We start from the raw sequence: 21,151 nt of genomic DNA, 5'->3' as shown, positions 1-21,151 counted from the left end.
CTTTGCCAGGCACATAGGCTTTCCCGCATGAAGCTGGGGGGAGTCAGAGGGCTCCGGGAGAGGTGGGGTTCGGCCCGTGCCGCCACGCGCTGGACGGCGGCGGCCGGAGCCGTCGCGCTCCTCGCGGGCGGCGGAGTGCTGTGGGGCGCGGCCATGGACGACGGGCCCGCCGTACGGGCGCAGCAGCACCGCGTCCAGGTGGTCGACGGCCCCAAGGACGACCAGCGGGTGACCTTGGACACCACCTTCTACCGTCCGGACGAGGCCGGGAAGGTGCCGGTCGTGCTGCTCGGGCACGGGTTCGGCGGGTCCAAGGACGACGTCCGGGAGGAGGCCGAGCAGCTGGCCCGGCACGGCTACGGCGTGCTGGCCTGGTCCGCGCGCGGCTTCGGCCGCTCCACCGGGGAGATCGCGCTCAACTCGCCCGACTACGAGGTCAAGGACGTCCGGCAGCTCATCGACTGGCTGTCCGAACGTCCCGACGTGCGGCTCGACGGCCCCGGCGACCCGCGGGTCGGGATGGCGGGCGAGTCCTACGGCGGCGCCATCGCGCTGCTGACCGCCGGGTACGACGCGCGCGTCGACGCGATCGCCCCGCAGATCACCTGGAACGACCTCGCCGACGCGCTCTTTCCGAACGGGACCGGTGAGGGCGCCGACAAGGGCGTGTTCAAGAAGCTGTGGGCCGGGCTGTTCTTCACCAGCGGCTCCGGCGAGGGCCCCGGCGCCCAGGGCGGCCCCGGCGGCTCCACCGGGCAGACTTCGGCCTGCGGACGGTTCCTCCCGGCGATCTGCGACATGTACCAGGAGATCGCCGAGACGGGACGGCCCACGCCCGAGGCCGTCGAGATGCTGCGGCGGTCCAGCCCGTCCCAGGTCGCGGGCCGGATCAAGGCTCCGGCGCTGATCGTCCAGGGGCAGGCGGACTCGCTCTTCCCGCTCGACCACGCAGACGCCAACGCCCGCGCCATCGCCCGGAACGGCGCTCCCGTCTCGGTGGTGTGGTTCCAGGGCGGGCACGACGGCGGCGACCCGGAGACCGACCGGATCCGCGGACTGGTGCGCGGCTGGTTCGACCAGCGGCTGCGCGGCCGCGAGCCCGCCTCGGACGAGGAGCGCGCCGCGGCGTTCACCGTGACCCGCGCGGGCGGCATCGACTCGTCCACGCAGGAGGTCGTGGTCCAGCCGGCGACCGCCGGCACCTACCCGGGCCTGCACGCCGCCCCGCGCACGCTGCCGCTGGCGGGACGCGAGCAGACGATCCACAACCCGGCGGGCGGCACCCCCGCGGGCGTCTCCGCGCTGCCCGGCCTCGGCGCCCTCGGCAGCCTCGGCGATCTGGGCGCCGGGGACGCGGCGGGGCAGCTGCCGATCGACATGCCGGGGCAGTCCGCCCTCTTCGACACCGCGGCGCTGCGCGAGCCGCTCCAGCTGACCGGCGCCGCCACCGTGCGGGTGCGGGTCACCGGCGAGGGCGACGTGCCGCTGTTCGCCAAGCTCTACGACGTCGGCCCGAGCGGCCGGCAGGGCACGCCCGCCCGCCGCATCGCCGCCCCGGTCCGGGTGCGGGACGCGGGGCAGGGCCGCGAGGTCACGGTGACGCTTCCGCCGATGGACTACCGGTTCGACCGCGGGCACAAGGTCAGGCTCGTCCTGTCGACGACGGACATGGGATTCTCGACGCCGGCCGCGCCCGCCTCGTACAAGGTCGCGGCGGTGTCCGGCCTGGCCGTGCCGACCGTGCCCGCGCTGCGCGCCGCGCCCACGCCGGTCCCGAGCTGGGTGTGGGGCCTGCCCGCGGTCGCGCTCGCGATCGCGGCCGGGCTGCTGGTCACCGGGCGCGGCCGGCGCGGCGCGAACAGGGACCTCGATCCGGAACTGGCCGACGTGCCGCTGCAGATCGACGGGCTGACCAAGGCGTACAAGAACGGCCACCTCGCCGTGTCCGACCTGTCGTTCCGCGTCGAGAAGGGCCAGGTGCTCGGCCTGCTCGGCCCGAACGGCGCCGGCAAGACGACTTCGCTGCGGATGCTCATGGGCCTCATCCATCCGGACGCCGGCGAGATCCGGATCTTCGGGCACCGGGTGACGGCCGGGGCGCCGGTGCTGTCCAGGCTCGGCTCGTTCGTCGAGGGGCCCGGGTTCCTGCCGCACCTGTCCGGCCGCGACAACCTCGACCTCTACTGGCGCGCCACCGGCCGTCCCGCCGGTGAGGCGCACCTGGAGGAGGCGCTGGAGATCGCCGACCTCGGCGCCGCGCTCGACCGCGCGGTCCGCACCTACTCCCAGGGCATGCGGCAGCGGCTGGCGATCGCGCAGGCCATGCTGGGGCTGCCCGACCTGCTGGTGCTCGACGAGCCCACCAACGGCCTCGACCCGCCGCAGATCCGCGAGATGCGCGAGGTGCTGGTGCGGTACGCGGCGGCCGGGCGCACCGTCATCGTGTCCAGCCACCTGCTCGCCGAGGTCGAGCAGACCTGCACGCACGCGGTGGTGATGTCGCGCGGACGGCGGGTCGCGGCCGGACCGGTGGCCGAGATCGTCGGCTCCGGCCGCCGCCTGGAGGACGCGTTCCTGGAGATCATCGGCACGGGGGAAGCCACATGAGCACGCGCGACGCGACGCCGACGCTGGACGGGGACGGCCCGTCCACCCGGGAGGCCGGCGGCCCGGACGGACCGGCCGGGGCCGGTGCGGCGGGCGACGGCGGGGCCGCGGCCTACCGGGTGCGGCGGACGCTGCCGCTGCGGGTGGAGATCGTCCGGCAGTTCCGGCGCCGCCGCACCCTGGTGGCCTTCGGGATACTGCTGGCGCTGCCGTGGGTGCTGGTCGCCGCGTTCCAGATCGGCGGCGACGAGGGCGGCCCGGACAACGGGCCGAGCCTGGTCGACGTGGCCACCTCCGGGGCGCTGAACTTCGCGCTGTTCGCGCTGTTCGTGTCGACCGGGTTCCTGCTGGTGGTGGCGGTGGCGCTGTTCTGCGGCGACACCGTGGCCAGCGAGGCGGGCTGGTCGTCGCTGCGCTACCTGCTGGCCGCGCCGGTGCCGCGTGCCCGGCTGCTGCGGCAGAAGCTCGCCGTCGCGCTCGGGTACGCCACCGTGGCGGTGCTCACGCTGCCGCTGATGTCGCTGGTCGCGGGCACCGTCGCGTTCGGCTGGTCCCCGGTGGAGCTGCCCACCGGCGGCACCGTCTCGACCAGCACCGCGCTCGGCCGGATGGCGGTCATCATGGGGTACGCGCTGATCGGGCAGCTGGTGGTGGCGGCGCTGGCGTTCCTGCTGTCGGTCACCACCGACTCGCCGCTGGGCGCGGTCGGCGGCGCGGTCGGTCTGGTGATCGTGTCCAACATCCTGGACGCGGTGACCGCGCTGGGCGACTGGCGCGAGTTCCTGCCGAGCCACTGGATGTACGCGTGGATGGACGCGCTCCAGCCGCAGATCCAGTGGACCGGCATGGCCAAGGGCACGGCCGTCTCGCTGGCCTATTCGGCGGTGCTGTTCGCGCTGGCCTTCCGCCGCTTCCGCGGCCGCGACGTGGTCTCCTGATCGGCTGGCCGGTTTCGGCCGTGAAGGAAATCGGCTACGCCGAGTGATGGTGCGAGCACATTTTACCAATCAATCCCCCCAGAAAATCGGTCGAACCGGCACAGGCAGTGTCATATGCTCGGCGAACCTTTCGCGTGATGTGTACGTCACACGAAAGGAGTGCGACATCGGCTCGATCGACGGGTTAACACCCGGCCCGACGGGGGAGATGATCACCATGGCACGGCAGCAGCTCGTCAAACGCCCTAAACCGCCACGGCAACCGAGCCCGCCCGACCTCCGGACCCCCTCGGGCCGCCTCCTGCCGTACTGACCCAAAAGACCTCACGAGGGCCCCGCCACAGCCTGTGGCGGGGCCCTCGCCCTTTCCGGGCTCACGCTGGGTATCGACCCGATTTCACCCTTTGACCTGCATAAACGTCCACTGACTGAAAAGCGCGCCACAATGCGTCCATGCTGGAGACCGAACGCCTGATCCTGCGGCCGCTCGCCGGCGCCGACTTCGACGACTACGCGGCGATGCTGGCCGATCCCGACGTGACGAGCGGGCTGGCCGAGACGGTGGGCACCTCCCCCTCCGACGCCTGGCACAGCCTCGCCACGTTCATCGGCCACCACCAGATCCGGGGCTACTCGCACTGGGCCGTCATCGAGAAGGAGACCGGGAAGTTCGCCGGACGCGCCGGCCCCTGGAGCCCGCACGGCTTTCCCGGGCTCGGCGTGGGCTGGTGCCTGAGCCGCGAGCACTGGGGCAAGGGGTACGCGACCGAGGCGGGCCGCGCCGCGCTCGCCTACTGCTTCAGCGCGCTGGACGCCGAGGAGGTCATCTCGCTCATCCTGCCGAGCAACCGCCGTTCGGCCGCGGTGGCCGAACGCATCGGCCACCGGTACCTGCGCGACGAGGAGTACCACGGGCAGACCGTCCACGTATACGGCCAGCGCAGGCAGAACCGCGACTCCTGAGTCAGCAGGGACGTCCGGTGACGGTGAGGCGGGCGTGGGACAGGATCCGCGTCCGGACATCGTCGATCGTCATACCGCCGCCTTCGAGAAGGTCCACGAAGTCGGCGCGCGGCAGGGTGAGCAGGACGTAGGCCATGAAGCCGGCCTCCTCCTCCGGCAGGTCGGGCCGCGCCTGCGCGATCACGTCCGCGAGCCTGGACTGCCAGATCCGGTAGCGGCGCACCCGCTCGGGGGTCGCGTGCGCGCCCATCGCGCGCAGCAGCGGCCGTCCCGGGACGGTGATCCGGTCGAACAGCCCGGCGATGAACGCGACGACGCGGTCGACCGGCTCGGCGGCGGTGTCGCCGAGCCGGTCCAGCGCCTCCGGCTCCCAGTCCTCGGTGAGCTGCTCGAACAGCGCGTTGATCAGGCCGGCGCGGTCGCCGAAGCGGCGGAACAGCGTGCCCTTGCCCACCCCGGCCGCGTCCGCGATATCGCTCATCGAAACCTGGTCGACGCCGTTCTCGCAGATCAGACGGTGTGCGGCCAGCAGGATCGCGCGCCGGTTGCGCGCGGCGTCGGCGCGCTCCCGAGGTGCCAACGAGTCCCTCCCTTGACATAACCGGACCGCTAGTCCGTATTCTACCTTCCATCGAAGCGGACCGCTGGTCCGCCTATGGAAGGATCCTCATGCGCGCTGTACGCTTCCACGACTACGGCCCCGCCGCGACCCTGACCGTCGACGAGGTGCCCGACCCCGCCCCCGGACCGGGCGAGGCCCTGATCAAGGTCGCCGCCGCCGGGGTCAACTTCGCCGACCTCCAGCTCCGCTCCGGCGCCCTCCGCGCCTGGATGCCAGACCTGCCGCTCCCGTTCACCCCCGGGCACGAGGTCGCCGGCACCGTCACCGCGGTCGGGCCCGACACCGACGCCTCCCTCGTCGGCCGCGAGGTCCTCGCGGTCTCCCCGGCGGGCGGCGGCTACGCCGAGCTGCTCGCCTTCCCCGCCGAGGGCCTCATCCCCGCGCCGGACCTGGACGCCCACAAGGCCCTCGCCGCCCTCACCCAGGGTGCCACCGCGGTCGGAATCCTCGACAAGGCGGCCCTCTCCCCCGGCGAGACCGTCCTCGTCACGGCGGCCACCGGCGGCGTCGGCAGCGCGCTCGTCCAGCTCGCCGCGCACGCCGGGGCCGAGGTCGTCGCCCTCGTCGAGGACGACCGGAAGGCCAAGATCGCCCTCGACCTCGGCGCCCGCCGCACGATCACGGCCGACCGGCTGGAGGAGGCCGGGCCCGTCCAGGCTGTGCTCGAATCGATCGGCGGCCCGTTCACCCGCGCCGCGCTCGACCTCCTCGAACCCACCACCGGCCGGATGGTCGTGTACGGCAGCATCACCGGCGCCCCGCACGAGTTCGACCCGCAGACCGTCTACATGCGCGCCCTGTCGGTCCTCGGCTTCGCCAGCGCCCTCCTGCCGCCCGAACGGCTCGTCCCGCTCCGCGACCAGGCCTTGGCGCTGGCCGCCGAAGGCGTCCTGGACCCGCTCATCGGCTCGGTGCGGCCCCTCGCCGAGGCCGCCGCCGTCCACCAGGCCATCGAGGACCGCGCGAGCGTCGGCAAGCACATCCTCACGCCCTGACCGGATCCCCTTTTCAGCCTTGTCCGAAAGGAGAAGAATGGCGATCTGATCCCCCCTCGAGTGAGAGGGACGCGACATGACCCAGATCCGCGACGAGGCCGCCACCCGGCTGCGCCCCCGGCTCTCGGGCCGGACCCTGCTGCCGGACGACCCCGGCTACGAAGAGGCGCGGACCCTGTTCAACTCCATGATCGACCGCCGCCCGGCCGTCATCGCCCAGTGCGCCGACCCCACCGACGTCGCCCGCGCCATCGAGTTCGGACGCGGGCACGACCTGGAGATCGCGGTCCGCGGCGGCGGGCACGGCGTCGCCGGCAAGGCCCTCACCGAAGGCGGCCTCGTCATCGACCTGAGCCGCATGACCACCGTGACCGTCGACGCCGACGCCCGCACGGCCCGCGTCGCCGGCGGCGCCATCATGAGCGACCTGGACCGCGCGACCGAACGGTACGGCCTGGCCACCACCGGCGGCCGCGTCTCCACCACCGGCGTCGGCGGCTTCGCCCTCGGCGGCGGCTCCGGCTGGCTCGAACGCCGCTACGGCCTGGCCTGCGACAACCTGCTCGAGGTCGAACTCGTCACCGCCGCCGGGGAGACCGTCCGCGCGAACGAGGACGACAACCCCGACCTGTTCTGGGCCCTGCACGGCGGCGGCGGCAACTTCGGCGTCGCGACCTCACTCACCTTCCGCCTCCACCCGCTCTCCCAGGTCACCGTGGCCCTCCTGCTCTGGCCGCCGGACCGCGACGTGGTCACCGCCTACCGCGACTTCATGGAGTCGGCGCCCGACACCGTCGGCGGCGCGGCGATCTACCTCACCGCGCCACCGGAACCGTTCGTCCCGGACGATCTGGTCGGCCGCCTCACCCTCGTCATCCTGATCGTCCACGCCGGCACCGGCCCGGACGCCGACGACGCGATCGGCCCCATGACCGGCCTGGGCCACACCGGCGGCCTCATCGCCGAAATGCCGTACGCCGACCTGCAGTGCATGCTCGACGACCCGCCCGGCTTCCGGAACTACTGGTCCGCCGAGTACGTCGCCTCCCTGCCCGACGACGCGGTGGACCGCTTCCGCGCCCGCGCGCCGGACATGGTCGTCCCGTCGGCGTCCCAGCACATCCTCTTCCCGCTGGGCGGAGCGGTCGCCGACACGCCCGCGGACTACCCGATCCCGTGGCGCACCGCCCGCTGGGCCGTCCACCCGCTGGGCCTCTGGGAACGTCCCGAGGACGACGAACGCGCCATCGCCTGGGCCCGCGGCACCCTCCGGGACATGCGCCCCTGGTCGACCGGCGCCGTCTACCTGAACTTCATCGGCAACGAGGGCCGCGACCGCGTCATCGCCGGCCTGGGCACCGACAACTACGACCGCCTCAGGCAGGTCAAGGCCCAGTACGACCCGGACAACATCTTCCACCTGAACCACAACATCGAACCCACCTGACGACCACGTTTGCGCCCGCGACGGCACGTCCGTCCTGCCCGAGGACTCGGCGATCACCGCGATCGCACGGCACCGCGAGGGGGAGCCCCTGGACCCGCGCACCGCCGCGGTAGAGGTGATCAATGTGCTCCGGCCCACCGCGGCCGTCGCCTGGTTCGTCGCCTTCGCCGCGCACGCGCTGCACCTGTGGCCCCGGCACCGGGAGCCGCTGGCCGCCGGCGACGCCGCGTTCGCCAAGGCGTTCGCGCACGAGGTCCGCCGCTTCTACCCGTTCGCACCGTTCGTCGGCGGGCTGGCCGCCCGCGACCTGACCTGGCGCGGCGAGCCGATCCCGGCGGGCGCGCTGGTCCTGCTGGACGTGTACGGGCAGCACCACGATGAGGCTCTGTGGCCGGATCCCTACTCGTTCGACCCGCACCGCTTCACCGGAAGGGAGATCGACCCGTACGCGCTGATCCCGCAGGGCGGCGGCGATCCCCGCACCGGCCACCGCTGCCCGGGCGAGAAGATCACTGTCGCTCTCCTCGGAGCACTGGCCACCCGGCTGGCGCGGCTGCGCTACGACGTGCCCGACCAGGACATGAGCATCTCCCTGCGCCGCGTCCCCGCCCGCCCGAACAGCGGCCTGGTCATCACCGGCATACCGGCGGGTGGCGTTTCGTTGCTCGGCCATGGGTCACATCATGGGAATGACCGACCGTAATGAGGAGCCCAGGCCATTGGCCGACCGGCGCGCCGAGGAGGGCGCCCCGATCGAGGACGACGAGCAGGACTTCGCCGAAGAGCACACGCCAGGGGACAGCGACCCGCCGAACGCTCCCGCTCGGACACCGGGAGGCGAGGACGAGGGCTACGGCCCGCAGACCGAGGTCCCCTGAGTGAGAATCCTGGCACTCGGATTCGCGCTGATCGTCCTGGCGTCCTGTGACCGCGCAGGCGGTGATGCCGACGTTCGCCGTGCGGCGCTGGCCTTCCTGGACGCGGTGCGGCGGGACGACGGCGCGGCCGCGTGCGCCGTGCTGGCGCCGCGGGCCGCGGCGAGCCTGGAGACGTGCCCCCAGGAGGTCACCGGGCTGGGGCTGCAGGCGGGCCCGATCACGACGGCCCAGGTCTGGGGCGACCGGGCGCAGGTCCGGATACGGGCGGGCGGCGGAAACACTCTGTTCCTTGCCCGTTTCCCTTCGGGCTGGAAGGTGACCGGTGCGGGATGCGCGCCGCGTCCGCGCGGCCCCTACGACTGCGATGTGGCGGCCTGAACGATGCGCACCGTCTTCATCCTCACCCTGTTGATCATTTTCCTGGGCCTGGCCTTCGTGCTGACCATCGGGATCATGGGGAGGTAAGCGGATGAGGCGCTTCCTGCGCGAGAACGCGCTGACGCTGTTCTTCCTGGGCATCCTGGTGCTCGCGTTGATCGGGCAGGCGTTCTCGGGTTGGTCCCTGTACAACGATGAGCAACTGGCCCAGGCGGGCGCCGAAGTGTCGTTGTGGCGCTACCTGACCTCCTCATCGTTCGCCGTGGACGTGGCGGAGAACTGGCAGTCGGAGTATCTGCAGTTCTTCCTCTACATCTTCGTGACGGTGTGGCTGGTCCAACGCGGGTCACCGGAGTCGAAGGAACCGGGCGAGGAGGGTTTGGAGTCCGACAGGGCGCAGAAGGTAGGACCTCACGCCGCGGACGACTCGCCACGCTGGGCGCCGATCAAGGGATTGCGCGGTGCCCTGTTCTCCCGTTCACTCGGCCTGGCGATGGGCGGAATCTTCCTGCTGTCGTGGCTGGCGCAGTCGCTCGCGGGCCGGGCCGCCTACAACGCCGAACAACTCGCCTCGTACCAGGACCCGCTCTCCTGGACCGGATACGTCACCTCTGCCGATTTCTGGAACCGAACGACGCAGAACTGGCAGTCGGAGTTCCTGGCCGTGGCCTCCATGGCGGCTCTGAGCATCTATCTGCGTCAGCGCGGCTCACCGGAGTCCAAACCCGTCGGCGCACCGGACGAGGCGACCGGCATCGAGGGGTGACCGAAAAGCGTTCGGACAGCGACGACTCCCTTGCTCTACCGGCCCAGCGCCGCACGGTAAGCCGTAGAGCGCAAACAAGAAAACCAAAGGGGTCGCCATGTGCGAACTGATTACTCCGGCTTCCGACGGAGCCGGAGAAGAACAGACGGCCGACGTGGTCGCACCGGAAGAGGCGCGGCAGATCCGCACGCTGATCGCCAATCACGGCCGGGACGTCGAGGACATCTTCAAGAAGTACCTGAAGGTGCACCAGGTGATCGAGGTCATCGAGCTGGGCATCATCGAGCTGGCGCCCTTCGCCAGGGCGCTGAAGGCCGGCGCCACATACGAGGAGGTCATCGACGCCTGGAACAGGCGTATGTCCCTCCTCTACTACGCCGACTACCGGGCGGCGGGCGCAACTCACCAGGAGGCGCTCGAAGCCAAGGGCATGCCGTACTACGACCACCTGCGGGAGGCGGGCGCAAGCCACACTGAGGCGCTCTACGTCCACGAGAAGGCAAAGGACGCCGACGCCTACCACTTGGCCGTTGAAGGCTATATCAAGGCCCGCAAAGCGGGCGCCACACACGCTGAGATCGTCGATGCACTCGACAAGGGCATCGACTTTCCCCTCTATGCCAAGGCACGCGTGGCGAAGATCAAGCACCATGTGGCGCTCTTCAACCACGCCGAGGGGTTTCTCCAACAACTCATCTCCGGTATGCACGTCCACAACCGGATCTGAGGCGCAACCGCCACCGGCCCTCCCCAAGAGGGCCGGTGGCCATTCACCGATCCACCGGCGAACCCGAGCCTGGTGCGGAGCATCGAAGAACATGATCCCGTACCCTCCCCTGGAGAGTGATCTTGGATACTCCGCTCGCGGCCTGGCTCATTCTCCTCGTCATGGTCTTCGGGCTGGCCGGCTGCTACATCTTCAACGTCATGTTCGCCCATGAGCTGGCGGAGCGGCTGGTGGCGCACGGGCCGCGAGGGTACGCGTCGCTGGTGACGGGCGCCACGGCGGTACTGGCCGGCATCGGGACCGCCCTCATCACCGCTTCACTGGAAGTCGGCAACCCCTGGTACGGGCTGGTACTGGGCACGTTGGCCGGGGCTGGCTGGTCCGCCCTGGCCTTGAAGCAGCGGAGCCGCAACGGGGGCCACTGGCTGTCTCGTACAAGGTCCCGCTTGCGGCGCCACCTCGACCCGCGGCACCGGCCCGCCGACCTCGCCCACGTGATGGCGCAGGTACGCCGTATCGAACGGACCGGTGTCCGGCTGACCGACCGCGCCGACGGCCTGACCGTCCGCAGTTGGGCGGCGCGACCGGCCCGGAGGGACCTGCTGACAGCGGCGGTGTGGCTCTCCACGTCCGCTGTGATGGGGGTGCTGGTGCTGGTGAGGTTCATGGGTGTGACCGTGCCGGACATCACCGACCTGGCGGCCATGGCGATCCTGGGGCTGTCGTTCCTGGCCGGCCCCGCCGCGATGCTGCTGCGGCGCGACAACCGGCGTTGGCGGCTCCGCCGGATCGGCACCGAACTGACCGATGACGCCCGCCGCGCCGCAGTGGCGCTGGCCGCTCAGCGGTAATCGCCGCTCTCCGCTTCGGCGTCCGCGATGCAGATCCGAGCCCTTACCGGACGACTGGACGTGCGGGCCGCTCCCCCGGTGTAGCGGAAGACCGGCGGCCCGCCGGTCTGACCCATATGGGGATTCCCCTGATGCGTCTTCCTCGTGGCCGCGAACCTGAGGCCGGACACTGGCCACACAGAGGAAGACGACGGCCCGACCTTCCGCTTTCCAGAAGTGGCAACCAGCCTCAATCGCCGTCGTCCGTCGAGGTCGGTGCCAACGGTGCCGTTGGTCCCGACGTTGCCGTCACATTCAGGGCGTCGAAGCAGCCCGCCGCATTTCGCGCACGCCCGCGAGAGCCCCTCTCTGTGGCGACATGCGCGTTCGGCGATCGAGTCACCGAGCGGCCGGTTGCGGTTCGGCCGCGATGAGCGCGAAGGACTCTCGGACCGCGTCGAGTGCGTTTGCCCGGTCGCGCTGGGCCAGGTGTGCCGGCCCGTAGGTGATCACGGGGTCCAGGACGTCGTAACCGACGAACTCCAGCATGCCGCGGTGGATGTGGAACAAGAAGTCGGTCATCGAGCCGAAGGCTCCGTCGGATTGGAAGGACTCACTGGGGCCACCGGTGGTGAGCAGCAGCACTGCTCGTTTGCCATGGAGCGCGGCCTGGTCGAAGAGTCCGTGGTCGCCACCGAAGACGCCGCCCATCACAAAGACGCGATCGACCCAGCCCTTGAGGACGGCGGGCATCGAGAACCACCACATCGGGAACGACAGCACGAGCAGATCGGCGACGAGCACGCGATCAAGATGAGACGCCACGGTCGCGTCGAGTGTCCCGTTCTTGACAGCACGCATCTGTTCGGCCTGGGGCTTGAACGGCTGCTCCGCGGAGGGGAACTCGTGGCGATCCAGAACAGGCGCCCATCCCTCGGCGTACAGGTCCAGCACGTCGACGGTGTATCCGGCCTCGCCCAAGGCCTGGGCCGCGGCCACCGATTGGGCGGAGCTGAAGGAGTCGGGCTCGGGGTGGGCGTGGACGATCAAGGCTGTGCTCGCAGCGGATGTCAGCATACGCCCAGTGTATCGAAGAATCGCGATATGTCGATTAGACGGTGGTTTCGATCGAGTGTGCGAGTTGAGCGATGCGCCCCTCATCGCGTCGGTAGTGCGTCCACTTGCCCACCCGCGTGGACGCGACCAGCCCGGCACGTTCGAGCGTGCTCATGTAGCTGGACACAGTCGACTGAGCGAGCCCCGCCTTGGCCTGGATGTGAGTCACGCACACCCCCACGGATCCACGGTCCGCGATGGGCTCGTACTCGGCGAAGCTGGCCTCGGGATCCTTCAGCCACTGCATGATCTGCAGGCGGGCCGGGTTCCCCAGAGCCTTGAGCATCTCGATCAGAGCATCGGTATCGGGATTCGCCGTCGCAGCCACACGCCGCCCCTCTCAGACAGTCCTACAAACCACGATATCTCGATACAAGCATCCATGCGGTCGCCTCAACCACGTCAGGCCCCGCAGCCCCCAGTCGGCTGGGGCTACGTCTATGGATCAGGAGAGGGCTGGTGCCGCCGAGGCCGTATTCCCACGTGACCGGTCGGGTGACTCCGCCCGCCCATCCCCAAGGTGTGCCAGGAGATCGCCTCCGGAGGCGTACGGGCACTCCTGCGACAGCGGTCAGGGTCGCGGAATCCAGGGCACGCCCCCTTGACTAGCGCGGATCTCGTGGGCGAGCGGTGCCACATGGCCGATGGAGACGATTCCGCTCGAGCGTTTGACGTAGTGACTACGTCAACCTATCATGAGTGAAATGCTGTTCCCCACACCCGAGCTCAGCGATCTCGACCGCGTCGTACTGGACGAGATCGAGAGGATGCGGAGCGATCTGCGGCACCAGATACGTCGTGCGCCCACAAAGTGGACGGAGGGACTTCGGAAGTTCCTGACAGCGGACGCGGTGGCCGCTTCGAACTCCATCGAGGGTTTTCGGGTGTCCACGGTTGACGTCGTGGATCTGATGGAAGGCGAGCGCGACGTCGAGGTCTCCGAAGACGACCGCGAAGAGACTCTGGCCTACCAGCGGATGATGACCTATATCCAGTCACTGCACAATGCGGTGGACTTCTCATTCAGCAAGGGCCTGCTGAATGCGCTTCACTGGATGCTCCAAGGTCACCGTCACGCGCCGGCCAGACCCGCCGGCCAATGGCGTGGAGGGCCGGTGTACGTCACCGACCCCAGGGATCCGAGTATCGCGGCCTACACGGCTCCCGATGCGGCAGACGTACCGGACCTGATGACGGAGCTGGTGGACTGGCTGAATTCGGACGCGGAAGCCCACCCTCTCGTCCGAGCGGCCATGGCGCACCTGCACCTGGTCTCGATCCACCCGTGGAGCGACGGGAACGGCCGGATGTCGCGCTCACTCCAGACCCTCATGATCGCTCGCGAGGGCGTCCTCGCCCCCGAATTCTCCTCGATCGAGGCATGGCTGGGACGCCCCGGCAACACTTGGGAGTACTACCGAGAGCTCAACGCCCCAGGCACCAGTTACCAGCCCGACCAGGACGTCGCCAGCTGGATCAGGTTCAGCCTGACCGCGTACCACCAGCAGGCTCAGACGGTCAGAAACCGCCTGAGCAGATCCGGCAGAGTCATGGCGCTCCTCACAGACTTCACCGCCGACCAGGGCATGGACGAGCGCTTGGTGTCGGCCCTGCACGAGGTCGCGATGACCGGACGGGTCCGCCGCCTGCGCTATGAACACGCCGAAGGCTTGAGCGTCCAGCAAGCTCAACGGGACCTACGCGATCTGGCAACCTCCGAAATCCTGGAATCCGTCGGGCGAACCCGCGCCCGCTACTACGTCCCAGGTCCCGACTTCCCCGAACCGGCCCTCACCGAAGCGACGACCCCTGCTTCCCTGACCGATCCCTACCACCGCTGACATTCGCTGTTCGGCCGACTCAGGCAGACTGCCGAGCGACTCGGCCGGACCGTGGTCAAGGACCCCCGCGCCCTGGCGAGCGCGGGGGTCTGCGCGTGGCCGGGCCCGCCCACCGCGCGGATACCTCAATGCGGGGGTTGGCAGCTCACGCTGCCGCCCCTGCTTCCGTTCCTCGGGCCGTGGACGGCCCTGCGGTCCGGGTCAGGGTTGCCCTCGAACAACACGGACACGGACACCATCTGCCGACGGCACCTGGCACGGTCGCCCCGGACGGTCCGGCCGCAGTCCCCGCCGCGCCGCAGCACGCGCACCACTGTTGACGGCACCTCTCGTGTCTGTCTTGGGTGCAGGCACGGCACTCGGCGCCGGGCGGAACGATGAGCTTGCACAGGATGCTCCGTACCTTCTTCACCAGCCACCCCTCTGCCGTCAGGACGGATCGCGAGCCGGGAGAGGTCAGGCCCGCAGGGACGAGCCGTTCTTGGGCCAGGGCCAGTTCGCAGCGTTCTCGATCGCGTCGCGCAGTTCGCGGGGGTTGAGCGCCTCCACCAGCCGGGGCCCGCACCGCAGCGGGACCATCGCCCACCATGAGCCGGTCGCGTGCCCGTACCAGGCCCAAACGCCGGGAAACTCCTCCCGGATCGCGTCGGTCACCGGCCGCCCGTCATCCGGCGCGCCGCTAGGGCCCGTCATCGCCCGCCCCGTCCGGCCCATCACCGAACGGGACCGCCAGCACATGCGCGATCCGATCCGCCGCCGTCTCGACATCGGACACCGGGCACAACGGCTCCAGTTCCGCAGACGAGTGCCGCTCAGCACCGGACCAGGCCCACAGCCACCACAGCGACCCGCCCAACGGACGACACACCACCTCTTGCTGTAGACGCGGACTCAGCGCCCGCCCACCCGGATCGTCGACGTCCGGATCCCCCGCCGGGTTGCGAGCCCGCACCGCACCATGCGCCCACGCTTGAGCGACCAGGCCACGCCCCTCCAAGGCAGCGACCAGAGCCAACGCCGCATCCCGCCAGGGATGCAAGGAGGCGGCCGGAGCATCTGGCCCTTGACGTGTGCCCGCCTCGTTGAGTTCGCTTCGCCCCGTCTGCTCCATCGGGCTGGCCCTTCCCGTGAGGTTGTTGGTGCCAGCGATCCTCCGAGCAGACCCCGCAGCCGGGCAGGCGCGACCACCGAGCCGACTACGCCGGATTCCTCTTACGACTACGGATCGCGAAAACGCCACACGTAGCCTTAGCTTCATGGAGCAGACAGAACACAACCTCCCGCTTGCGTTCTGGTCCGCGCCCGGGGTTGCCGCAGCTCTATCTAGCTGCGACATGCCCGCGCTTCTGAAAGAGATCAGACGCGCCCACGGATGGACGCAGGCCGAGCTGGCGGCGGCGGTCGGCTACTCCCAGAGCTGGGTCTCGAAGGTGCTCCGTGGTACTCAACCCCTCACCGTTGACCAGGTTCGGGAGATCTCACGCCGACTTGGAGTGCCTGTTCAATCGCTCCGATTCGGCGGCCTGGAAGGAGGTGACGATCCGACGAAGCGCCGAGATTTCAGCAAGGCGATCGCTCTGAGCTTGCTGCCGCTTCCCAGCCGCGCCGAGGCGGATGGGAGCACCGCGCCGACGTTGACGGCCATCACCGGAAACCATCGGCGGTTGGACGCCAGCACCCCTGCGCGTGAGCTCGCCCGCAGCGTTACCGCCCACGTGGACATGGCGAATCGACTCTACGCCCGAACCGAACGATCTCCGTTCGCCGCCAGCATCGCCGCCGCGATCAGCGAAGCCGCAGGGTTCGCCGCGTGGCTGCACGCGGACATGCACGACCTTGGTACGGCACGGACCTATTACCGCCACGCGATCGAGCGCGCCCGGCAGGCTCGGCACGACCTGTTGGCCGCCTACATGATCGGCAGCCTCGCCGCTTTCGAGATCGACGCCGATGACCCTGACCTTGGGCTGGCGCTAGTGGCCGAGGCCCGCAAGCAGATCGGGCACAAACCGCATCCCACTCCGCGAGCCTGGCTGGCATCGGTCGAGGCACTCGCACACGCCACGGCAGGACGAGACGAGCCCAGCGTGACTCGCGCGTTGCTCCATGCCGAGGATGCCGTTCGGGACCAAGGAAGGACAACCACCCCTCCATGGCCTTGGGTCTTCCCGTTCGATCACGCCAAGCTGGCGGGGTACCGAGCGCTCATCTCCGTTCGACTCAATCAGCCGAGCCAGGCACTGGCCGCATTCGCCGAGTCCCTCAAGAGCACGCAACCGGCCCCCAAGCAGCGAGCCGCCGTCATGTTGGAGGTCGCCACGGCCGCCAGGCAGGGAGCGCAGCGCGAGCACGATGCCGGACGCGTGGACGAGGCGTTCCGCCTAGGGAGCGAAGCCCTCACCATCGGTGTCAGCTACGCATCCGAGCGCGTCATCCAGCGGGCCCGCAAGTTCAGACGGGTATACCAGGGACCGATCACGCCCAAAGTCCGCGAGTTCGACCGACAGCTACGAGCCACCCTCGTGTGAAAGCGGAGCACATGTCACGTATCGCCATCTCTGGGCATCGTGGATTCCCGGACGAGACGGAACGCCTCGTGGACTGGGGCGTCCGGGCCGCCATAGCGGATCACGGGGGGACGATCACCGGTCTCTCGTGTCTGGCGGACGGTGCGGATCAGATCTTCGCTCGCGCGGTTCTGGACCTTGGCGGCACGATCGAGGCCATAGTTCCAGCAGAGCGGTACCGCGAAGGGCTTCCTGAGGAGGCGCACGCTGAGTACGACCGACTTCTAGAAGCCGCCGTCAAGGTGCACCGTCTTCCCTTCGACGACTCCGACTCAGAGGCCCACATGGCCGCCAGCGCGCACATGATCGACCAGGCGGAAGAGCTGTGGGCGGTGTGGGACGGTAAGCCCGCTCGCGGCTACGGCGGGACAGCCGATGTCGTCGGGTACGCACGCGAGCGCCGTGTCCCCGTCCGGGTGATCTGGCCGGACGGGGCCCGGCGTGACTGATTGAACGTGCACGCGGCCTGAGGTCAACAAGCGCCGGGATCAGGACGGGGCCGTGACGTTGGTATCGATCAGTTCGGCCATCTTGAGGAGACGGCTCACATAGTCGCTGTCCTTGCCGCTCAACTGTGGACGCACACCACCGAGTTGCTCGGCGCAACTCCGGAGGATCCTGTGCCTCCTTGCGTCGAGGGTGCCCGACACCAGGTAGGCCTGGATACATCCGGCCATGTATGTGTCCAAAGCCGCTAATGACTCGCCGCTCGGCGCGTCCAACCCACCCATCCCGTCCGGGAACGTCAGGCCCGAGTGTTCCGCCCACAAGATCGCGACCTCATCGGCCGCCGTCCAGGTCACTCGGCCGGAGCTACGCCTACAGGGCAGGACAGGCCCGTTCCGCCGATGCCGCAGTAGCCGTTGGGGTTTTTATTGTCCGAGAGGTACTGCTGGTGGTAGTCCTCGGCGAAGTAGAAGTCGGTGGCCTGGACGACCTCTGTCGTGATGGGGTCGTAGCCGGCGGCGCTCAGGACCTTCTGGTAGGCCTCGCGGGACGCCTCGGCCTGTGCTTTCTGGACGTCGTCGCGGTAGAAGACGGCCGAGCGGTACTGGGTGCCCACGTCGTTGCCCTGGCGCATGCCCTGGGTGGGGTCGTGGGCCTCCCAGAAGATGCGGAGCAGCTGCTCGTAGGTGATCTGGGACGGGTCGTAGACGACGCGGACGGTCTCGGTGTGGCCGGTCAGACCGCTGCAGACCTCTTCGTAGGTGGGGTTGGGCGTGTAGCCGCCCTCGTAGCCGACGCTCGTGGAAAGGACGCCGGGGGTCTGCCAGAACTTGCGTTCGGCGCCCCAGAAGCAGCCGAGGGCGAACTCGGCGATCTCGGCGCCGTCCGGGTAGGGCGGGGCCAGGGGCGCGTCGAGGACCTCGTGCCGGGGCGGCACGGGGATCGGCTCTTCACGTCCGGGCAGGGCCTTCTCTGGAGAGACCATCTGGGTCTTCGCGAAGAACATGCCTCCAGGCTACGCGGTCGAAATGCCATCAGTGTGGGCCGACATGGCTGATTACGTTAGCGTGGCTTCGTGGATCGTCGTGGGTTGGTGTTCGGGGTCGCGGCGTACGGGATGTGGGGGCTGTTCCCCCTCTACTGGCCGCTGCTGAAGCCGGCCGGGGCGACGGAGATCCTGGCGCACCGGATCATGTGGTCGCTGGTGGCCGTGTTGCTGATGCTGGCGGCCGGACGGCGATGGCTGCGGGGACTGTCGTGGCGGCGGGCCGGGCTGCTGGCGGCGGCGTCGGTGGCCATCACGGTCAACTGGGGCGTCCAAATCTACGCCGTCAACACCGGCCGCACCCTGGACGCGGCGCTGGGGTACTTCATCAATCCGCTGATCAGCGTGGTGCTGGGCGTGGTCGTCTTCCGGGAACGGCTGCGGCGGTGGCAGTGGGTCTCGGTGGCGCTGGGCGCCGCCGCGGTGGTCGTGCTGAGCGCCGAGCATGGACGGTTGCCGTGGATCGCGCTGGCGCTCGCGTTGGCTTTCGGCACGTACGGGCTGCTCAAGAAGTTCGCCGATACGCCGTCGCTGGAAAGCCTGGCGGTGGAGACGGCGGTGATGTTCCTGCCCGCACTGGGGTTCGCGCTGGCCCTGGAGGCGCGGGGCGAGGCGGCGTTCGGGCATCACGGGCCCTGGCATGTGGCGCTGCTGGTGGGCGCCGGGTTCGTCACGGTCGTTCCGCTGCTGCTGTTCAACGGGGCGGCGATCCGGCTGCCGCTGAGCGTGACCGGGCTGCTGATGTACCTGACCCCGGTGCTGCAGTTCTTCATCGGGCTGCTCGTCCACCATGAGCGCATGCCGGCCGACCGGTGGGCGGGTTTCCTGCTTGTGTGGACGGCGCTGGTAGTGCTGACCGTGGACGGGCTGCGGGCGCGGCGGCGGGGCCCGGTCACCGAGAGAGATCATCGAACTTCACCGGGTTTCCGGACAACGCTAGAGCAGGGGACCTCCAAGCACTAAAGTGCCGGAGGTCACGTCGCCCGTCCCGAGGAGTCCGGTTGCGCCTGCTGAGCATCACCGTGGTGGGCGCGGCCGTGGTGGCCGCGGGGCTGGCCGCCCCGGTCTCGAGCGAGGCGGGCGCCGACGGTACGGCCGTGCGGGTCGAGCCGCAGGTGGCGCGGCCGGGCACCCGGGTGAAGGTGGTCGTTCCGGGCTGCACGGGCGGACGGCGCGCGGCCGAGTCCGCGGCGTTCGCCGAGTCGGCGCGACTGAAGGGCCGTTCCGGCAGGGTGGATCTGAAGCACGGCATCGGCGCCGGGACGTACCCGGTGACGGCCCATTGCGGTGGGCGCACATACGCCGGCCGACTCACCGTGTCGACGGAACGGTCGTGGCCGTCGCTGCTGCCGGGCGCCCTCAACCCCCAGATGGCCCGCGCCCAGGGCGATCGCTGACATTCAGCGCCGGGACGGGAAGACGACCGGGACGCTGGAGATACCGATGACGCCGGTGGGCCAGTCGACTTGAGGCCGGGCGCCGGGCGCGAGTCCGTATTCGGGGATGCGGCGATGCCATTCCTCCAGTACGACTCGTAGTTGCGTGCGGGCGAGGTGGACTCCGAGACAGCGGTGAGGGCCGCTGCCCCAGGTGAGGTGGTTGTACTCGCGCCGGGGGTCGAACGAGTCCGGGTCGTCGAGGTCGGCGGGGTCCCGGTTGGCGGCACCGACCGCCACGCCCACAGCGGAACCCGCGGGGATCCGCACACCCGCCAGTTCGACGTCCCGGGTCGTGACCCGGGGGACGACGGCGTTGGCGGGGTCGACCCGCAGCATCTCCTCGACGGCGGACGGGATCAGGCCGGGGTCGGCGGCGATCTCGCGCCGTAGGGCGGTGCGCTGGGCGAGCTTGGCGAACATGAGGCTAAGCGCGTTGGTGACCGAGTCGATGCCGGCGAGGACGAACAGGAAGCACAGCCCGATCGCCTCCTCGTCGGTGAAGGTGGCGTCGGAGTCGAACAGGCTGCACAGCAGAGCCTCGCCACGCCCAGCCCGGCAGGCGGCGACATGCCCGCTGACGTAGCCGAACAGCTCGTTGGCCGATTCGAGCGCGGCGGGTGGCGGGGCGCCGGCGCCGGAGAGGTCGGCGAGCTGGACGATGACGTCGCGCCAGCCCAGCAGCCGGTCGAGATCGGCGGTGGGCAGCCCGAACAGGGCGAGGAACACCTGGGCGGGCAGCGGCCTGGCCAGGTCGGCGACCGCGTCGCAGGCGCCGCGCGGGGCGATGGCGTCGATGAGGGCGCGGACGCTCTCGCGGGCCGCCCCTTCGAGGGCGGTGGCGGCACGCGGGGTGAAGAACGGCTGGAGCAGCCGCCGGTATCGGGTGTGGCCGGGCGGGTCGAAGGCGATCGGAACCAGCGGCACCGGGCTGCCGAGGGTGTCGAAAGCGCGCCGCGAAGAGTAGATCTCGGGGTTCTTGAAGACGTGCTCGGCGAGTTCGCGGGTGGTGACGAGGTAGCCGGCGTCGGTGTGGACGACCGGCCCGGCTTCGCGCAGTACGGCGTATCCCTCGCCGCGGTCGTCGGCCATCGGGAGCCGCTCCATGCGGAGCATGCCTTCTTCCGTGATGCCTGCAGTCATACCTGTCTCCGCATTAGAGACTTTTCCCGTTATCAACGCTTTCACTCCGAAGATCATGGGCAGCCGGCCGGCGGCAGGGAAAGGGCGCCGCGCAATCCTGCCGCACCGCACGGGCCGCCGCCACCCCCCTTAACACACAGGCCCGCCAAATCGCTGCAAACGAGATCATTCTTTTACCGGATCACCAGTGCTTGCGGTAAAGATCGCGACGGGATCGGACACCGACAAAGATCTTTCGGCAACCGGCTGGCGATGCATTCTCGACGCCGGCCGCGCGCACTCCAGCTCGATCACAGTGCGTCACCGATCATTGCTCGACGCTCGAGCCATCCGCTTGACGACGCGCTTCACCGCGACCGACAGGCGCCACTTGAGTGACGCAGATCACTCGGAAATCCATATATT

At 69.8% G+C, this 21,151-nt stretch carries 23 protein-coding genes; 16 read left to right on the top strand and 7 right to left on the bottom strand.

Annotated features, from left to right (window positions below):
- The first annotated feature begins 27 nt into the window (after positions 1-27).
- The 3 genes from ABD340_RS44945 to ABD340_RS44935 all read left to right on the top strand — a co-directional run bounded on the left by ABD340_RS44945 (position 28) and on the right by ABD340_RS44935 (position 4,508).
- Positions 28-2,607 (top strand): alpha/beta fold hydrolase, encoded by a 2,580-nt coding sequence (locus ABD340_RS44945; RefSeq protein ID WP_344597946.1) that lies wholly within the window; start codon positions 28-30, stop codon positions 2,605-2,607.
- Positions 2,604-3,545: an ABC transporter permease gene (locus tag ABD340_RS44940; protein ID WP_344597944.1), complete on the top strand. Its 942-nt coding sequence runs from the start codon at positions 2,604-2,606 to the stop codon at positions 3,543-3,545. Before ABD340_RS44945 ends, ABD340_RS44940 begins: the two co-directional genes overlap by 4 nt.
- 453 nt (positions 3,546-3,998) lie before the next feature.
- Positions 3,999-4,508 carry a GNAT family N-acetyltransferase gene (locus ABD340_RS44935; protein ID WP_344597942.1) on the top strand — a complete coding sequence of 170 codons (510 nt, stop codon included), beginning with the start codon at positions 3,999-4,001 and terminating at the stop codon, positions 4,506-4,508.
- A gap of 1 nt (position 4,509) precedes the next feature.
- Here the strand turns inward: ABD340_RS44935 and ABD340_RS44930 are convergent, their stop codons facing one another.
- A complete protein-coding gene (locus tag ABD340_RS44930) occupies positions 4,510-5,088 on the bottom strand; it encodes a TetR/AcrR family transcriptional regulator (protein ID WP_344597941.1) in 579 nt (192 codons plus the stop codon).
- A gap of 89 nt (positions 5,089-5,177) precedes the next feature.
- Here ABD340_RS44930 and ABD340_RS44925 point away from each other — a divergent pair, with 89 nt between their 5' ends.
- The 8 genes from ABD340_RS44925 (at position 5,178) to ABD340_RS44890 (ending at position 11,172) form a co-directional block, all read left to right on the top strand.
- Positions 5,178-6,125, top strand: a complete 948-nt coding sequence (locus ABD340_RS44925; RefSeq protein WP_344597940.1) for a quinone oxidoreductase family protein — start codon at positions 5,178-5,180, stop codon at positions 6,123-6,125.
- Positions 6,126-6,201: 76 nt separating this feature from the next.
- On the top strand, positions 6,202-7,572 hold the full coding sequence (locus ABD340_RS44920) for an FAD-binding oxidoreductase (RefSeq protein ID WP_344597938.1): 1,371 nt from the start codon (positions 6,202-6,204) through the stop codon (positions 7,570-7,572).
- A 124-nt stretch (positions 7,573-7,696) separates the two neighbouring features.
- Positions 7,697-8,275 (top strand): cytochrome P450, encoded by a 579-nt coding sequence (locus ABD340_RS44915; protein ID WP_344597937.1) that lies wholly within the window; start codon positions 7,697-7,699, stop codon positions 8,273-8,275.
- Positions 8,262-8,450 carry a hypothetical protein gene (locus ABD340_RS44910; protein ID WP_344597935.1) on the top strand — a complete coding sequence of 63 codons (189 nt, stop codon included), beginning with the start codon at positions 8,262-8,264 and terminating at the stop codon, positions 8,448-8,450. The genes ABD340_RS44915 and ABD340_RS44910 overlap by 14 nt, the downstream gene beginning before the upstream one ends.
- The gene (locus tag ABD340_RS44905) at positions 8,451-8,828 is read left to right on the top strand and encodes a hypothetical protein (RefSeq protein WP_344597933.1); all 378 of its coding nucleotides are present in this window, start codon (positions 8,451-8,453) and stop codon (positions 8,826-8,828) included.
- A 91-nt stretch (positions 8,829-8,919) separates the two neighbouring features.
- Entirely contained in the window at positions 8,920-9,594 is a 675-nt protein-coding gene (locus tag ABD340_RS44900) for a DUF6766 family protein (protein WP_344597932.1), read from the top strand.
- A gap of 97 nt (positions 9,595-9,691) precedes the next feature.
- A complete protein-coding gene (locus ABD340_RS44895; protein ID WP_344597931.1) occupies positions 9,692-10,321 on the top strand; it encodes a hypothetical protein in 630 nt (209 codons plus the stop codon).
- Between the two features lie 122 nt (positions 10,322-10,443).
- Complete coding sequence (locus ABD340_RS44890) at positions 10,444-11,172, top strand: hypothetical protein (protein WP_344597929.1); 729 nt, start codon at positions 10,444-10,446, stop codon at positions 11,170-11,172.
- A 378-nt stretch (positions 11,173-11,550) separates the two neighbouring features.
- On the opposite strand, the gene ABD340_RS44885 is transcribed toward ABD340_RS44890, so the two are convergent.
- On the bottom strand, positions 11,551-12,201 hold the full coding sequence (locus tag ABD340_RS44885) for an NAD(P)H-dependent oxidoreductase (RefSeq protein WP_344597928.1): 651 nt from the start codon (positions 12,199-12,201) through the stop codon (positions 11,551-11,553).
- A gap of 61 nt (positions 12,202-12,262) precedes the next feature.
- Positions 12,263-12,595, bottom strand: coding sequence for an ArsR/SmtB family transcription factor (locus tag ABD340_RS44880; protein WP_344597927.1), 333 nt, complete (start codon positions 12,593-12,595; stop codon positions 12,263-12,265).
- 367 nt (positions 12,596-12,962) lie between these two features.
- Between ABD340_RS44880 and ABD340_RS44875 the strand changes: the two genes are divergently transcribed.
- On the top strand, positions 12,963-14,108 hold the full coding sequence (locus ABD340_RS44875) for a Fic family protein (RefSeq protein WP_344597926.1): 1,146 nt from the start codon (positions 12,963-12,965) through the stop codon (positions 14,106-14,108).
- A gap of 456 nt (positions 14,109-14,564) precedes the next feature.
- On the opposite strand, the gene ABD340_RS44870 is transcribed toward ABD340_RS44875, so the two are convergent.
- The gene (locus ABD340_RS44870; RefSeq protein WP_344597925.1) at positions 14,565-14,801 is read right to left on the bottom strand and encodes a hypothetical protein; all 237 of its coding nucleotides are present in this window, start codon (positions 14,799-14,801) and stop codon (positions 14,565-14,567) included.
- Between the two features lie 563 nt (positions 14,802-15,364).
- Here ABD340_RS44870 and ABD340_RS44865 point away from each other — a divergent pair.
- Both ABD340_RS44865 and ABD340_RS44860 read left to right on the top strand, forming a co-directional pair.
- Positions 15,365-16,636 (top strand): helix-turn-helix domain-containing protein, encoded by a 1,272-nt coding sequence (locus ABD340_RS44865; RefSeq protein ID WP_344597923.1) that lies wholly within the window; start codon positions 15,365-15,367, stop codon positions 16,634-16,636.
- An 11-nt stretch (positions 16,637-16,647) separates the two neighbouring features.
- Positions 16,648-17,124 carry a hypothetical protein gene (locus ABD340_RS44860; RefSeq protein ID WP_344597922.1) on the top strand — a complete coding sequence of 159 codons (477 nt, stop codon included), beginning with the start codon at positions 16,648-16,650 and terminating at the stop codon, positions 17,122-17,124.
- A 39-nt stretch (positions 17,125-17,163) separates the two neighbouring features.
- Here the strand turns inward: ABD340_RS44860 and ABD340_RS44855 are convergent, their stop codons facing one another.
- Both ABD340_RS44855 and msrA read right to left on the bottom strand, forming a co-directional pair.
- Positions 17,164-17,478, bottom strand: a complete 315-nt coding sequence (locus tag ABD340_RS44855; protein WP_344597921.1) for a hypothetical protein — start codon at positions 17,476-17,478, stop codon at positions 17,164-17,166.
- Entirely contained in the window at positions 17,475-18,128 is a 654-nt protein-coding gene (gene msrA / locus ABD340_RS44850; protein WP_344597919.1) for a peptide-methionine (S)-S-oxide reductase MsrA, read from the bottom strand. The genes ABD340_RS44855 and msrA overlap by 4 nt, the downstream gene beginning before the upstream one ends.
- 69 nt (positions 18,129-18,197) lie before the next feature.
- Here msrA and rarD point away from each other — a divergent pair, with 69 nt between their 5' ends.
- Together rarD and ABD340_RS44840 are read left to right on the top strand one after the other, a co-directional pair.
- Positions 18,198-19,130: an EamA family transporter RarD gene (gene rarD / locus ABD340_RS44845; RefSeq protein ID WP_344597917.1), complete on the top strand. Its 933-nt coding sequence runs from the start codon at positions 18,198-18,200 to the stop codon at positions 19,128-19,130.
- Positions 19,131-19,168: 38 nt separating this feature from the next.
- Complete coding sequence (locus tag ABD340_RS44840) at positions 19,169-19,564, top strand: hypothetical protein (protein WP_344597916.1); 396 nt, start codon at positions 19,169-19,171, stop codon at positions 19,562-19,564.
- A gap of 3 nt (positions 19,565-19,567) precedes the next feature.
- On the opposite strand, the gene ABD340_RS44835 is transcribed toward ABD340_RS44840, so the two are convergent.
- A complete protein-coding gene (locus tag ABD340_RS44835; protein ID WP_344597914.1) occupies positions 19,568-20,746 on the bottom strand; it encodes a cytochrome P450 in 1,179 nt (392 codons plus the stop codon).
- Positions 20,747-21,151: the final 405 nt, after the last annotated feature.

Origin of the sequence: Actinomadura vinacea (assembly GCF_039532545.1) — a bacterium.
Taxonomy (GTDB): domain Bacteria; phylum Actinomycetota; class Actinomycetes; order Streptosporangiales; family Streptosporangiaceae; genus Spirillospora; species Spirillospora vinacea.
Note: the sequence above shows the minus strand (reverse complement) of the source record. Positions and strands in the feature narration are given on the sequence as shown.